The organism is Paraburkholderia sp. BL9I2N2, from assembly GCF_004339745.1.
Classification (GTDB): domain Bacteria; phylum Pseudomonadota; class Gammaproteobacteria; order Burkholderiales; family Burkholderiaceae; genus Paraburkholderia.
This window is the reverse complement of the sequence record NZ_SMGP01000002.1, coordinates 176942-191303: the sequence shown is the minus strand read 5'-3', so window position 1 is coordinate 191303 and position 14362 is coordinate 176942. Positions and strand designations below refer to the sequence as shown.

Annotated in this window: 11 protein-coding genes; 3 read left to right on the top strand and 8 right to left on the bottom strand. The window is 63.9% G+C overall.

Annotation, left to right across the window (positions count from 1 at the left end; all coding sequences use genetic code 11):
• Nucleotides 1-126: 126 nt before the first annotated feature.
• Complete coding sequence (locus B0G74_RS22820; RefSeq protein WP_132377156.1) at nucleotides 127-2025, top strand: alpha/beta hydrolase; 1899 nt, start codon at nucleotides 127-129, stop codon at nucleotides 2023-2025.
• 639 nt (nucleotides 2026-2664) lie between these two features.
• Nucleotides 2665-4635: an APC family permease gene (locus B0G74_RS22815; RefSeq protein ID WP_132377155.1), complete on the top strand. Its 1971-nt coding sequence runs from the start codon at nucleotides 2665-2667 to the stop codon at nucleotides 4633-4635.
• Between the two features lie 31 nt (nucleotides 4636-4666).
• On the opposite strand, the gene B0G74_RS22810 is transcribed toward B0G74_RS22815, so the two are convergent.
• The 8 genes from B0G74_RS22810 to B0G74_RS22775 all read right to left on the bottom strand — a co-directional run bounded on the left by B0G74_RS22810 (nucleotide 4667) and on the right by B0G74_RS22775 (nucleotide 12857).
• Entirely contained in the window at nucleotides 4667-5587 is a 921-nt protein-coding gene (locus B0G74_RS22810) for an alpha/beta fold hydrolase (RefSeq protein ID WP_132377154.1), read from the bottom strand.
• Nucleotides 5588-5636: 49 nt separating this feature from the next.
• Complete coding sequence (locus B0G74_RS22805) at nucleotides 5637-6626, bottom strand: 4,5-dihydroxyphthalate decarboxylase (protein ID WP_132377153.1); 990 nt, start codon at nucleotides 6624-6626, stop codon at nucleotides 5637-5639.
• A gap of 25 nt (nucleotides 6627-6651) precedes the next feature.
• Nucleotides 6652-8013, bottom strand: a complete 1362-nt coding sequence (locus B0G74_RS22800) for an MFS transporter (protein WP_132377152.1) — start codon at nucleotides 8011-8013, stop codon at nucleotides 6652-6654.
• A 14-nt stretch (nucleotides 8014-8027) separates the two neighbouring features.
• Complete coding sequence (locus B0G74_RS22795) at nucleotides 8028-9089, bottom strand: porin (RefSeq protein ID WP_132377151.1); 1062 nt, start codon at nucleotides 9087-9089, stop codon at nucleotides 8028-8030.
• A gap of 134 nt (nucleotides 9090-9223) precedes the next feature.
• Nucleotides 9224-10213: an ornithine cyclodeaminase family protein gene (locus tag B0G74_RS22790; protein ID WP_132377150.1), complete on the bottom strand. Its 990-nt coding sequence runs from the start codon at nucleotides 10211-10213 to the stop codon at nucleotides 9224-9226.
• On the bottom strand, nucleotides 10210-10764 hold the full coding sequence (locus B0G74_RS22785; RefSeq protein WP_132377149.1) for a hypothetical protein: 555 nt from the start codon (nucleotides 10762-10764) through the stop codon (nucleotides 10210-10212). The genes B0G74_RS22790 and B0G74_RS22785 overlap by 4 nt, the downstream gene beginning before the upstream one ends.
• Before the next feature lie 43 nt (nucleotides 10765-10807).
• Nucleotides 10808-11701, bottom strand: a complete 894-nt coding sequence (gene dapA / locus B0G74_RS22780) for a 4-hydroxy-tetrahydrodipicolinate synthase (RefSeq protein ID WP_132377148.1) — start codon at nucleotides 11699-11701, stop codon at nucleotides 10808-10810.
• Nucleotides 11702-11729: 28 nt separating this feature from the next.
• On the bottom strand, nucleotides 11730-12857 hold the full coding sequence (locus tag B0G74_RS22775; protein WP_132377147.1) for an AraC family ligand binding domain-containing protein: 1128 nt from the start codon (nucleotides 12855-12857) through the stop codon (nucleotides 11730-11732).
• A gap of 266 nt (nucleotides 12858-13123) precedes the next feature.
• Between B0G74_RS22775 and B0G74_RS22770 the strand changes: the two genes are divergently transcribed.
• Nucleotides 13124-14359: a citrate synthase gene (locus B0G74_RS22770; protein ID WP_132379294.1), complete on the top strand. Its 1236-nt coding sequence runs from the start codon at nucleotides 13124-13126 to the stop codon at nucleotides 14357-14359.
• Nucleotides 14360-14362 lie beyond the last annotated feature (3 nt).

Here is a 14362-nt window from a genome sequence, read left to right as displayed (position 1 = left end):
AGGCTCGACACTCATGCGCTACGAGACAAGAACATTGCGCGGCGAAGTTGCAAAAGAGGCTGCAACATCCGCTCTTTGCCACCCGGCCATAACATGCGACGATAACCAAGCCGGTCGAGGTAACCCATGAGGCCGATCGCATTCGGTGGACGCTTTGGATGGCTTCATCCTGGGCATGGCACACATGGCGTGGTGCTCTGCAGTCCTTTTGGCCATGAAGAGCCGTGGTGCCACAAGGGCATCCGTTACCTGGCCGAAGAGCTGTCCGCGTACGGCATTCCCGTGCTGCGCTTCGACTATCTGGCAACGGGAGACTCCGTAGGCGTCGACGGCAATGCCCATCACCTCGATGCCTTCGTGTCCGATACCGTAGCGGCCGTCGAGCGGCTCAAGGAACAAACCGGTGTGACGAGCGTGACGCTCTGCGGTTTGCGTTTCGGTGCGGCCGTGGCCGCATTGGCGTCGCGGCGATGCGCGGCCGACTCGCTCGTGTTGCTCGCGCCTGTCACGCGCGGGCGCGCCTATCTGCGCGAACTGGCGGCCGTGCGCAAGGTCTGGCTCGACAATCTCGTCCCGCCCTTGCGCGCCGCGCAGCGCGACAGGCCGTTTAACGTGCTCGGACAGGTTTACAGCGACCGGCTTTGCGGTGAACTGGAAGCGCTCGATCTCTCGAAGTCAATGGACGAACACGCTTCGTTGCCCGCACGCGTTCTCGTGCTCGATGCACGTTTCCGCGCTAGCGCCGCACTGTGTTCGACGCTGCGCGGACGCGGCGTCGAGGTCGAAACGAGCATGCTGGAAGGCTACTTCGAATATGTGGATGAGACGAAGTCGTCGGTCGTGCCGGCTCGCTCGTTTGACCGGGCCGTGCAGTGGATCGTGGACGGCACCCCGGGCACGCGCGTCCAAAGGTCGGGGAACAAAGGCGCACGGCCGAGCGTATCACTCGACGACGAAGCGATCATCGAAACGCCCGAAGCCCGCGAGCGCCCGGTCATCTTCGGCGCCAACGGCCTGTTCGGCATCCTGTGCGAACCGCGCGGCAGGCTCGCGTTCGGGCCCGTCATGCTGATCACCAATACCGCCGGCAGCGTACATCACGGCGATAGCCGGCTGTCGGTTCGCATCGCGCGTGAAATGGCTCGGCGCGGCATCGCATCCATGCGTATCGATGCGCGCGGCATCGGCGACAGTCCGCCGCGCACCGCACAAGGGCCGCTCGATCTGGTTCCATCGATCCATGCATCCACAACCATCGAGGATGTCGCGACGGCAGCCGCCTGGCTCAAGCGCAAGGGCTATCACACGGTCATCTCGTTCGGGATCTGCTCGGGCGCCTACAGCGCCTTGCACGCATCGCTCGTGGAGCCGACGCTCACGGCCGTCATCGCGGTCAATATCGCGCGCTTTTACATACCCCCAGGCATGTCGATGGCGGAGCTGGAGGAGGAGCAGCGCAACTCGATGAAGCGTGTCGGGCCTGCGATATTCAAGCCGTCCAAGTGGTGGCTCGTCCTGAGCGGAAAGCGCAAGTTCCGGCCCATCGCGCAGGCCGTCGCTTCGAACCTGATCGCGCGCCTGCGTTCGCATACGCTGGGCGTGACCGGCAACGGCGCCGGCGCGGCCGAAGCCGCTACGGACCCGCATAGCGTCGTTCATGCGCTCGAACGCAAAGGCGTGCAGACTCTCTTCATCTACGGTTCAGGCGACGAAGGGATGGAGCAGTTCAACGCGCATTTCGGCAAACGCGGAAAGAAGCTGGCGCGCTTTTCGAATGTCAAGGCGGTTGTTTATGACGAGCTCGATCACGCGCTTTTCGATCCGCGAGCATCGGCGAAGGTCATTGCGATAAGCGAGGCCTTCATCAAGGATCTGCACGAGAAGGCGGTGGCGCCCAAGGTCGTCGATCCGGTGTTGGCCATGTCGCAGCAGCGCGGGCAAGAAGCCGGAGCTCGTACATCCGACGATGGCTCAAGACAGGCTCCGTCTGTCTTGACCCGCGCTCCACTACGGAGAAGGTGGTGAGAACGATTTGTGCGGGTGCCTTTGGAAGCGGTGTTGGTGAGTCATCGTGCTGGCCGATATGACTCACTATGTCGCGCACGGCACCGGAAAATGTGATTTGCGGTGCGCTAGCGCCGCGCGTTTGCGCAAAGGGCGATCAATCGAATCATGGGTGTCGTCTCCGTAATCGCGCCCTGAACGGACGCCTTGATGGCGTTGAACGCCTATGCATCCACTAACGCAAGGCCCATGCCAAATGATCGACGGTTGGCGAACAGACGTATGCCTTTGATTTATATGGCTTTAGTGTTGATTGAAAGTGCCGGATCGGCGGGGAAAGTCTCGAACCTCAGAATTCGCCCGCGGCGCAGGCTTAAAGTTCATCCAGCAGAACGTTGAGATTGCTCGGCAGATGTCGCTGTGGATTCAGATGGGCAGATACGGGGTTTTAATTCTATTCGCGGAAATTTTATAACGAATATATCTCGCCAGAAGTATCCTCTGCACTCCCACCGAGCATGACAGATTCCCTTGTACCTGTCGGGTGGAACCTGCTTTACGCGGCCGCATATCCAGAAATGACTAAAAACAACGCCGTTCAAATCGTCCGTTTTGAAGACGTGATTTATCCCCGGACGCTCATACGGTAACCCGTCCGCCGTGACCGCCTTCCGGAAAATAAAGAAGCTGATTGCCGGCGAGGCGCTGGATCCGCTCGACCCGCGCACACGCCAGGCTATCGCGATTACGCCGCTGTTCGCATTGATCGGTCTCGGCGCCGATGGACTGTCCTCAGCCTGCTATGGTCCCGAAGAGGCGTTTCTCGCGCTCGGACAGCACATGCCGCTCGCTCTCTTTCTCGCAGCGGCGACGGCGGCCACCGTCTTCATCGTCTCGTTCGGTTACAGCCAGATCATCGAATTGTTTCCCGCCGGTGGCGGCGGTTATCGCGTCGCGACCGAACTGCTCGGCCCGCGCTGTGGCGTCGTGTCCGGTGCGGCGCTGCTGGTCGACTATGTGCTGACCGTCGCGACGTCCATTGCGAGCGGTGTCGAAGCCCTATTCAGTCTGTTGCCGGCGACCGCACAGGCGTTCAGGCTCGTCACGGAGCTAGGCCTGATCGTGTTGATGAGCTGCCTTAACTTGCGCGGCATGAAGCAGTCGATCCTCGTGCTGCTGCCGGTTTTCCTTGGCTTCGTCGTGATACATGCGGCGCTGATCGTATATGGCGTGGCAGTCCACAGCGGTCAACTGACGGCTATCGTGCCGGCCGCCGTGGGCGAGGCGCGCGGCATGTCGCATGCATTCGGCCCGCTCGTGGTCGCGGCGTTGCTGATGCGAGCGTTCTCGCTGGGAGCCGGCACCTATACCGGCCTTGAAGCCGTGTCGAACAACGTCAACATGATCGTCGAGCCGCGCGTGCGCAATGGCAAGTGGACCATGTTTTCCATGGCGGCGTCGCTCGCTTTCACGGCGGGAGGCATCATCATGCTTTACATGCTTTGGCACGCCAGGCCGGTCGAGGGCAAAACGCTCAACGCTGTCGTGTTTGGCAGCGTGATCGATCATCTCGGGATGGGCTCGTCGCTCGCACGCCACGCCCTGCTGGCTGTGGTGCTTGCGTTAGAGGCAGGGTTGCTGCTCGTCGGTGCGCAAGCGGGATTCCTCGACGGACCAACGGTCTTGTCGAACATGGCAGCGGACTCATGGATGCCGCGTTATTTCCGCCAACTGTCGACGCGGCTGGTACGACGGAACGGCGTCGTCGTCATCGGCGTTGCGAATCTCGCGATCCTGCTATGGACGCACGGTGATGTGACCACGCTCGTGGTGCTGTACAGCATCAACGTATTCCTGACCTTCAGCCTGTCGTTCCTCGGCCTGTGCATCTACCGGTGGAGCCGCCGCGACCGCGGAGGCTGGTTGCGGCCCTTTGCGCTGGCGGTCCTCGGTTTATCGACGACGGTCACGGTGCTCGCCGTGACGCTCGTCGAAAAGTTCACGGCGGGCGGCTGGCTGACCGTGCTGGTGACAGGCGTAGTGATCGCGCTGTGTTTTCTCGTCAGGCGTCACTACAGGGAAATCTCCATGCAGTTGGCGAAGGAAGACGCCCTGTTTGCCGGCGCGGCGCCCAAGGTCGATGGCGATGGCGACACGGCGCTCAGGCCGGACCCATCCCGGTCAACCGCGATCGTGCTTGTCGACCGGCATCGCGGTACAAGCATGCACGCGTTGCTTTGCGTTGCGCGCATGTTTCCGGGGCGGTTCGATAACATGATCGTCCTGACAGTCGGCGAAGTGGACGCCCAAAGCTGGGAAGACGCGAAGCATATCGAGCATTTGCGGCAAGAGATGTCGTCATCGCTTGCGTACTATATGGCCCAGAGCCGCTATCAGGGGTATGCCGCCGATTGCCGGATCGAGTTCGTCACGCGTCCGATGGACGGACTTGTGCGACTTACCGAAGCCACCATGGACGAGTTTCCGAACAGTGTGTGCTTCGCCAGCAAGCTCGCCTTCAGTCGGGTCAACCTGTCGGCATGGCTGCACAATCGAACTCCGGCCGAGATCCGGAAGCGCCTACAGTCGCAAGGCAAACGGATGGTGCTCCTGCCGATGAAGATCGGTTGACGGGCGGCCCTGGTATAACGACCTGTCGCGATCAGCCAGGCACACGCATCCCCGCACAACCGTCGAGCCAGTCGAGCACGATCCGAAACACGTCGTCGCTGTTGGTGTCCATCATCATCATGTGCGTGTTGCCGCGCATGCCGAGCATCGGCAGATCAATGCGTTCGCCTCGTCCGCCCGCTGCATTCCACGCAGCCATCGAGGCGTTCGCGCGAGCAGAATGGGCACGCCACGCTTCGTCTTCTTCGATGAAGTCGCCGAACACGACGAGCGCCGGCGTGCCCGGCAAACCGGCATCGAACGACGCGGGCACGCCGTGCGGTTCCAGCGCGATGCATGCGCGCACCAGGTCGCGCGCCGCATCGGCCGCGTCGAACACGAATCCGCCACCCTGGCTAAAGCCGAGCAGCACGCACGGGCCAACGCGTGCCACTACATCGATCAGCGCCTGCCGTTGCAGCGCCATCGTGCCAGGCCAACGCGGCACCGTTTGCGCTGACAGACCGCGCAGCGCGCCGAGCGGGAAACGGTGGCCAGCGTAGCCGAAGCGGTAGATCTTCGCGGACTCCTCATCGCTGCGCGACAACGGCTGGTCGGGCCAGACATTGTCGAGTGCGCAGAAGCCCGCGCGTCCGCGTTCGACGTTATCCACCACGTACACCGACACGCCCTCTTCCAGCAGCCGCTGGAGCCAGCCGGGCCTGCCGTCGGGCGTGTCTTCCCACATCGCGCCCGTCAGACCGCCGCCATGCATCAGCACGAGCGGCACCGGATAGCGCGGCGTGGCCTGCAGGAAGTACTGCACGTAGGCCGCCTCGATCCAGTAAGTGCCGTTCGGATCATAGTCGCGCGTCGATGTCGAAGAGAGCGTGACCCGATACGGCTTGCGGCCGCTCACGCTCACACTCCGCCCGCCGACGAAGAAGCTACCCGTCTTGCGCAGGGTGATCATCGGCCGCACCGGTTCTTGTCGCGGCACGCCTGCCTGCCGCGCTTCGTGTTCATACGCGCACCGCACTGAGCGTTTCAGCGGGAAACAATTCCTCCGGCTTCAGCAGCCGATGGCACACGCCCTGCTCGTAGCCGAACTTGAGGAACGCTTCGAGCGTCGTGCGGTTAGGCTCGAGCCCATATGGCCAGATGTCCGAGCCAAACAACGCTTGCGCTTCGGCGACACGCGACGGCATCCACGGCAGCGGAAAATGCGAGCAGGTGATATCGCTCAGCCGGTACAGGCTGTTGCGCTTCGCTTCCTCGAAGGCCTTCAGCAGATTGCCGGCAATCCAGCGGTGTTTTTCGAAAGTCTCGCGGCGCAGCACGATCAGATGCATGATCGGGAAGATCCGCGTCGCCTCGTAGTACGCGCGCTCCGCATCGACGAATTCGGGGTAAAGCCGCACGATCTCGTCCGCGCGGCCGCTATCCGGCTCGGGCGGACGCGCGCTCATGACCGCATCGATCTTGCCGTCGAGCAGTAGCGACGTCAACGAATGCCCGGGCTCCGATCGATACGACACGCCTTCCGGCACTCGCACGTCGACCTTTTCCTTACGTCCCGCCTGGTTCACGCCGCCCTGCACCCATTCGATCCCGGACAGCGGAATACCCAGCGAATGTTCGATCCAGCCGCGCGAATAGATCGCCGCGGTTTGCGCCCACTCGGGAATGCCGACGCGTTTGCCGCGCAAATCCTCCGGACGTCGCACTGCGCCGCCACGGCGCACGTAGAGCGACGACTGCCGGAACGAACGCGACGGAAACACCGGCAAGCCGACGAGGCGATCGTCGCCTTGCGAACGCAACGACGAGTATTTGCCGAACGACATCTCCGAGATGTCCCACTCCTGGAAATGCGTGGTGCGATAAAAAATCTCCTCGACGTTCAGGACCGAGGGCAGCAGTTCGATGCCTTCGGGCTGCACGCGCCCGGAGACCAGATCGTGCACATGGTCGTAATCACTGACGGCGAGGCTTAAGGACAGTCTTGACATAACGGTTCTCGTAGAAGCGAAAATTTCAATGGGCGTTGGTCACGACCGCATGCGGTTGCGACGGACCGACGGTCAGCACCAGGGTCGCCGTCATCAGCACGGCCGCGCCGATCGCGACGAACATGATGCCGGGACCGCCCGACCACTGCTGCAGGAGGCCGGCCACGGCCGGTCCGAACATCGCGCCGACGCGTGATAGTCCGAGGAATACGCCGACGCCCGTGCCGCGCATTTCGGTCGGATACGCCGACGCGACGAGGTTGTTCAACACCATCTGCGAGCCGACCACGAAGGCGCCCGCGCCGGCCACGGCAAGCAGCGTGGTCGTGCGGTCGGTCGCCCAGGCCAGCAGCGCGACCATCGCGGCGCCAAGCAGATACGATAGCGCGAGGACCTTGCGGCGGTCGCCGACGCGGTCGGCGGCGAACCCGGCAATCAGTCCGCCCGCCACCGCCATGCCGGCGAACAGCGAGCCGTAGGCGAAGCTCGAAGACAGATTCTCGCCGCGCTTGAGCATGATGGTCGGCAGCCAGCCCGACAGACCGTAAGCGGCGAACAGGCTCAACGCGCCGGCGGCCCAGAAACTCAAGGTACGCAGCCGGTAATCCTGGGCCAGCAGCCGACCGAGCGGACTCTTGTGCGAAAGCGTGCCGCCCGCGGCGAACTCGCCCATGTCGTACGCCGCGGCGCGTTCCGGGCGCAACCTGTAGAGCAGCGGCTTCAACTCGTCCCACCGGCCGCGATTGGCGAGAAAGCGCGGCGACTCCGGCAGCCATAGCTGGATCGCCATCGCGAACACCAGCGCAATGCCGCCGACGTAGTAAAGGCTCTGCCATCCGTAATGCGGCGTGAGCCAGGCCGCGATCAGCCCCGCAGACGACGATCCGCTCACCCACCCGAGCGAGAAGAACACGATCGTGAAGACGTTGGACGAGCGTGTCGGCGCGATCTCGTTGATATAGGTGACGGCGAGCGGCATCAGCAGGCCGAGTGCCAGCCCCATCGTCACACGCAGTGCGATGTACGACGCGAGATTGTGCGCGAACAGCGCGATCGCGAGACTCATCACACCGGAGCCCCAGCAGCCGAGCAGCAGGATCTTGCGGCGCCCGAAGCGGTCGCCGAGCAGCCCGCTGACGGCCGACCCGGCGGCGAACCCGGCAAGCCCGCTCGACAGCATCACGCCGATACGCACCGGCGACAGGCCCCACGGTCCGGTGACGTAGTGAACGATATACGCCGAGTTGTACAGATCGTAGCCGTCGAACAACAGGATCAGCGAGATCAGGATACCCAGACGAATGTGGAAGCGGCCGAGGCGCGCCTCCTCCAGTTCCTGCCGAACATCGATGCGGCTGGCCGGCATCGACACTTTAAGTTGAGCCATGATCTTCTCCGCTCTCAGAAACTGTGTTTGATGCCGACCATCGCGCCGGTCTGGTTGCTGCCCGTTGTCACGTCGCCGATCGCGCGCACGCCGATGTTCAGGCCATTGGAATTGCTGACATATGAGACCTCCGCGTAGAGGTCGGTGCTCTTGGACAGAAAATAGTCGGCGAGCAGCACGCCGCTCGATGTCTTCTGCCCGCTGCCGCGAATGCGCTCCTGATAGCCGCCGAGCGACAGCGTAAGCGGCGCGCTCGCCTGCCACGTGGCGCCCAGCCAGTACAGCAGCGAGCTTTGCAGCGCCGTGCTGTTGCGGATGTTCAGCCAGCGCGTGCCGACATACGCCTTCACCGGCCCGAACGCGTACGAGCCGCCGCCCACCACGCGCATCTGCGTGGCGTCTTGCGTAGCGATCGAGGTGCCCTGCATCTGGTCGTACGCGACCCCGACATTGGCGGGGCCGCCCGCGTATTGCAGCGCAAAGCTATATTCGCGACCGACCTTCGAGTGGCCGGGCACTTGCGCGCCGTTAGGAATCGTCGAATCGAAGCCCGTGCTGTACAACGCGGCGAACGTCACACCCGAAAACCTCGCCAGATAGCGCACAGCATTGTCCGCGCGGCCTACCAGCGTCGGATCGTAACCCTGCGCCGAATAGCTCGGATTGAAGTTGAGCGGATCGTACACGTACATCAGTTCGTAGAGAAGATTGTACTGACGGCCGAGCGTCACCTCGCCGTACGGTGTGCTCAAGCCGACGTACGCCTTGCGGCCGAACATCCGGCCACCCTGCCCGAGCGCGCCGTTGTTGATCGAGAAACCATTCTCCAGGTCGAACACGGCCTTGAGTCCGCCGCCCAGGTCTTCCTGGCCGCGCAAGCCCCAACGCGAACCGGCGAGGCTGCCGGACTCCATGCGCACGGCGGTGCCGGAGGTGCCGTTGGGTCCGGGCACATGATTGACGACTTCGAGACCGACGTCGGCGATGCCGTAGAGCGTCACCGAACTTTGCGCATGCGCGGCCGGGACGGCGGTGCATGACACGGCGAACGCCGCGAGGGCGTGGCGTTTCTTCACGTTTGTGTCTCCAGGGTTATTGTATTGATGTTTATTGGTTCGGATTCCGAATCTGCTTGCCGGGACGTAGCAATCCGACTGCCGACAAGACCGCACTACACGACACGCGCGATCCTGCCGGGATCGAAGCGTCGTCAGTCCAGCCGCGGCGGCTCGCGGCGCGGCTGCGGCAGCGGCGCGCCGAGTCCAGCCTGACTCGCGAGCGCGTACAGACGCAGACCGAGCGCAAGGTCCGACACGCCCATGCCCATCGCCTTGAACACCGTGATATCGTCCGACGCCGTCCGCGCGAGACGTCGCGCGACCACGTCGCAAAGCGGCGTCACCTGGCTCCAGCCATCCCGCGCGCCGTATGCGCGGGCGAACTCCGTCGACAGCCGCTTTGCCGCGCCGAGGTCGTCGACCACGGCGCGCGTGCAGCGGGCGAACACATCGTCGGCGAGTTCGATTCGTTCTTCCGTGATCGCGCCCACCGCATTCACGTGCGTGCCGTATGCCAGCGCCGTAGCCGGCAGAAACGCTTTGGTGGCGCGGGTCACGGTCGTGACGATCGGCGCATCGCGGACCGCCGCTTCCACTGAAGTCGCTTCGACGATTTCGATGTCGAACCTGCCGCGCGCCTGCTCGACAAACGCGCGGCGCTTGGCGGGCGTCGGACTGTACACGCGCACCAGCTTCAGCGGTCGCACCGCGGCCACCGCCGCGAGTTGCGCGAGCGCCTGCTTGCCGGTCCCGATCAGCGCGAACACCTGCGCATCGGGCCGCGCGAGCCACTTCGTCGCGACGCCGGAAATGCCTCCGGTACGCATCTGGCCGAGCGCGAACGCCTCCAGAATCGCCCGCAGTTGGCCATTGCCGCTATCGAACAGAATCAGCAGCGGACACGCGCCGCCCTCCGTATGCGCCCACGTCTTGGTGCCGACGATCCCCGCCTGCTCGAACGCCGCGCCGATCGCGTGCAGATTGTTGTGCCCCCACGCGACGTGCGTCTTGCCCATGTTGCGCGCCGCCCCGCTTGCCTGCTGCGCGAGCCCGTCTTCGAGCGCTTCGATGGCGCCGGAGAGGTCCATCAGCGAAACGATCTGTTGCTCGGAAATCCACGTTGGCGTGCTCGTCGCGTTCATTGCTCGCCCTCGAAAATGGAAGGCACCGGCGGCTTCAGCCCCAGCGTATTGACGGCCAGCGCATGCGTCACGTAGCGGCCGATCAGCATCACGAAGGCCATCGCTTCAGCGGGGCTCAGCAAGCGCGCGAGCGTGTCGAACTCTGCTTGCGCTTCGAGCCCGCGCGTACGAAGCGCCTTGAGCGCGTAGGTTTGCGCGACTTCCTCGACGTCGCTCAGTTCCGTCGCCGCGGCGGGATCGAGCCGGTTGACCTGGGCGATCCACGTGCGCGGAAAACCGAGCTTTTCACTCAACCGTTCGTGCTGGTGGCGCTCATAGCGATTCTCCATGTAGCTCGCCACGGTCAGTGCGCCGAGTTCGGTCAGACGGTCGGGCAATGCATGTTTGAGCGCATCGGTGAAATGCATGAATTGCAGGGTCACGTCGGGCGCATGCCCCACGCACTTGAACAGCTCGCCGAGATAGCGCAACCGCTCGACGCGCGGCGTCAGATAGGCGGCCAGATCGGGCCGCATCGCGGCCATCTCCAACCGTGGGATCCTGTCGCTCATCGTTGTCTCCGGGATCGTTGTGGTTCGGGTCGTCGCAATACGTTCAGAGCAGCCCGGCGCGATCGAGCACGCCATCGAGCCGCGTTTCGAGTTCGCGCGTGGCGGGCATCATCGGCAGGCGGTGCTCGTTGGCGGGAATGAGCCCCATCCGCTTCATCATGTACTTGATGGGGATCGGGTTCGTGTCGTAGAACACCGACTGGTTCAGCTCGAACAGCGCGAAGTGCAAATTGCGCGCGGCCGCGTAGTCGTCACGCTCGACGGCTTCGACCAGATCGGCGACCTTGCGCGGCGCGAGATTGCCGACCGCGTTCATCAGACCGCACGCGCCGACCGCGAGCATCGGATAGCTCAACTCTTCGAGGCCGACGAACACGCGCCAGTCGGGCCCGAACGCGTCGAGCATGTGCGTGACGAAACCCATGTCGTTGACCGCGTGCTTCATACCGGCCATGTTCGGCACGCGTTCCCGAATCGCCTTGACGGTCGCCAGATCCATGCTGACCGCGGCGCGCCCCGGGATGTGATAGATCAGCAACGGCCGCTCGGTGCGCGTGCCGATGTCCGCGTAATACTCGACGAGGCCGCGTTGCGGCGGACGGATGTAGTACGGCGTGACCACCAGCATCGCATCGACACCGGCCTTGTCGGCGTGCTGTGTCAGTTCGACGGTTTCGGCATGCGACTGCGAACCGGTCGCGGCCAGCACCGGCACCCGGCCCGCGGCGGCTTCGACGGCCACATCGACCAGACGGTTGCGCTCGGCGACCGTGAGCAGGCTCGGTTCGGCCGTCGTACCGTTGACGAGCACGCCGTCCCCGCCGTTGACGATCTGCCAGTCCACGAGCCGCGCATAGGTTTCGTAATCGACCGCCTGGTTGCGGAACGGCGTGACGATCGGCGTGATCGAGCCCTTCAGCCATGAGATATCGCGCATGATTCGGATTCCTTGTCGATGGCGCCGCTTATGCGGCCTTGGCGGAGTTCGCGCGATTGGTCGAAAAACCCGTCTGCGTACCGAGCAGCGCGGGCGGCTCCTTCAGGCTCTCCTGCCACAGCAGCGATTGCATGTAGATGTTCAGCGGCTGGTCCTGAATGGTCAGCTCGTACACGTAATCGTCGTACGACGCGTGGTTGTGCACGGCCCAGCCCGGTGCCGACAGCATCAGGTCGCCGGCTTTCCACTCGTAGCGGTTGCCCGCCACCATGCTGTAGCCGGACCCGGAGAAGTAGTAATTGATCGCCGACGACACATGGCGATGCGGACGGTCGACGATCTTCGGCGGGCGGATCGTCATGGTCGCGAAGAAGTTCGGCGTGATGCCGTTGGTGCGGCCCGTGACCGGGTTGTACATCATGTACAGCCGCCGGCCGACGTACTCGCTGCCGAGCGCCTCGAGCTTGTCGAGTTCGCTCTTCACCTGTTGCCACGGAAAGTGCAGCGGACGCGAGTCGACCACTTGCGGATTGATCAGCGTTTCGTACGGCATCAGCAGACCGCCGTCGTCGCCGATCGCGAACGTGCCGAACGGATTGCGGCGCTTCGGGTCGTCGCTCGCATGCGCGGTGACCGTTTCAGTCGGCACTTCGAGTTCGACGCCGAACTCGGGCACGTACACCTCCATGTGCTGCAGCAATGGGATGTTCGAATAGACGAGCCGCACCTGGATGTCGCTGGTGTCGTTCGTATGCGAATACGCCACGAAGGCGGGATGATTCCAGACGTCGTATTGACGGAACGCGATGGTGCGGCCCGCCACGCGCGTCGAACCGCCGCCGCGAATGCAGAAATTCACTTCGGTCGCGTTGTGGCGCATCGACTCGGTGGTTTCGCCGGGCAGCAGCACCTGCAACGACACCTGAATGCCGGGCGCGAGTCCCGGCGAGCCGTCGCGCGCGGACGGATGAACGATCAGGGAATGACGGCGGCCGTCGTGCGGCTTCGGCAACGCGGCCAGCCGCGCCACCTCCGCGTCGATCTGCTCGCGGCTCACGATAACGGGCGCCCAGTAGTGATTGTCGCGGGGGCGCTGGCCCGTCTGATCGACGAAGCTTGCTTGCGCCGGATCAAATTCACGTCTCAGGTCATGCATCGGAAGGTCTCCTCAAGGCGACTGTCCGAAGCGGAGACGGACAGTCGCGGGAATGGAATCGAGGATTGAAAATTACTCGCCGGCGATTTATCAATCAAGATTGATATTTCAAATCAACATAAAATTGTTTAGGATCTTCGGCTGCATCGAGGCGCAGCGCAATCGCTGATTTATCCCCGCCTATGTGGACTTTCAATCGGACGTCGCGTACTCTTTGGCGATGAATTTATATTGATTGTATTGATTCCATGACCACCAAAGATCTGATGACACGCGAGGAAGTGCTGGCGCGGCTCAACATCAAGCCGGCCACGCTTTACTCGTACGTAAGTCGTGGAATGATCGGCACCGCGCCGCACGACGACGGCCGGCGCAGCCTGTACGTGCGCGCCGACGTCGAACGCGTGGGCAGCCGCAAGCGCGGACGCATGCCGAAGGCCGCGGCGGCGGAATCGACAATGCGCTGGGGCGAGCCGGTGCTCGCGTCGGCAATCACGCACATCACGGCGCAAGGGCCGCTGTATCGCAACCGCTCGGCCGTCGAAATGGCGAAGGCGGGCTCGTCGTTCGAGTCCGTCTCGCAGTTGCTGATGACCGGCGTCTGGCAGGACGGCGTCACCGCATGGGGCGCGCTCGACACGCCGCAAGCCGTGCTGCCGCTGTTCGGCGCCTACGCGGGCAAGCTGGAAGGCAGCGACATCGCCAATCTGCTCGGCATGGTGCCGCTCGCGCTCGGCATGCAAGGGCGCGGCGCGGCCGAAATCTCCGACGGCAGCGCCGTGCAGGCCGCGCGCCTCATCATGCAGACAATGGCGGGGTGCCTCGGCTTTCTGAGCAACCAGCGTGCATTCGTGATGCGCGAGCGCGGCGAGAGCCTCGCGGCCTATCTGTTGCGCGCGGCGGGCGGCACCTGTACGCCCGGTGCGGTCTTCGCGATCAACGGCGCGCTCACCGTGCTCGCCGACAACGAACTGGCGCCGGCAACCTTCGCCGCGCGCGTCGCGGCGTCGACCAACGCCGATCTCTACAACTGCATCGCGGCGGCGATCGGCTCGCACGTCGGCTTCTCGACCGGCACCGCAACCGAGAAAGTGGAAACGCTGTTGTTGCGCGACGTGTCCCACTCCGACCCGGCCGCCCGCCTGCAACTCGTGCGCGAAGTCGGCGCGAGCCTGTTCGGCTTCAACCATCCGCTGTATCCGGAGGGCGACGTGCGCGCCAATCTGGTTCTCGAACAGGTGCGCGCGCTGGAGAACGCGACGCCGGACACCGCGCCGACGCTCGAATTCCTCGCGCTCGCCGAAGAACGGCTGTCGATGCATCCGGGCGTGGCGATCGCACTCGTCGTGCTGGCGCGTGCGATCGGGCTACCGGACGGCACCGCTACCGCGCTCTGGATCATCAGCCGCACGGCCGGCTGGGTCGCGCATGTGCTGGAGCAGCGCGCGCAAGCCTTCCTGCTGCGGCCGCGCGCGAAGTACATCGCGGGGTTGCGCATGTAGCCG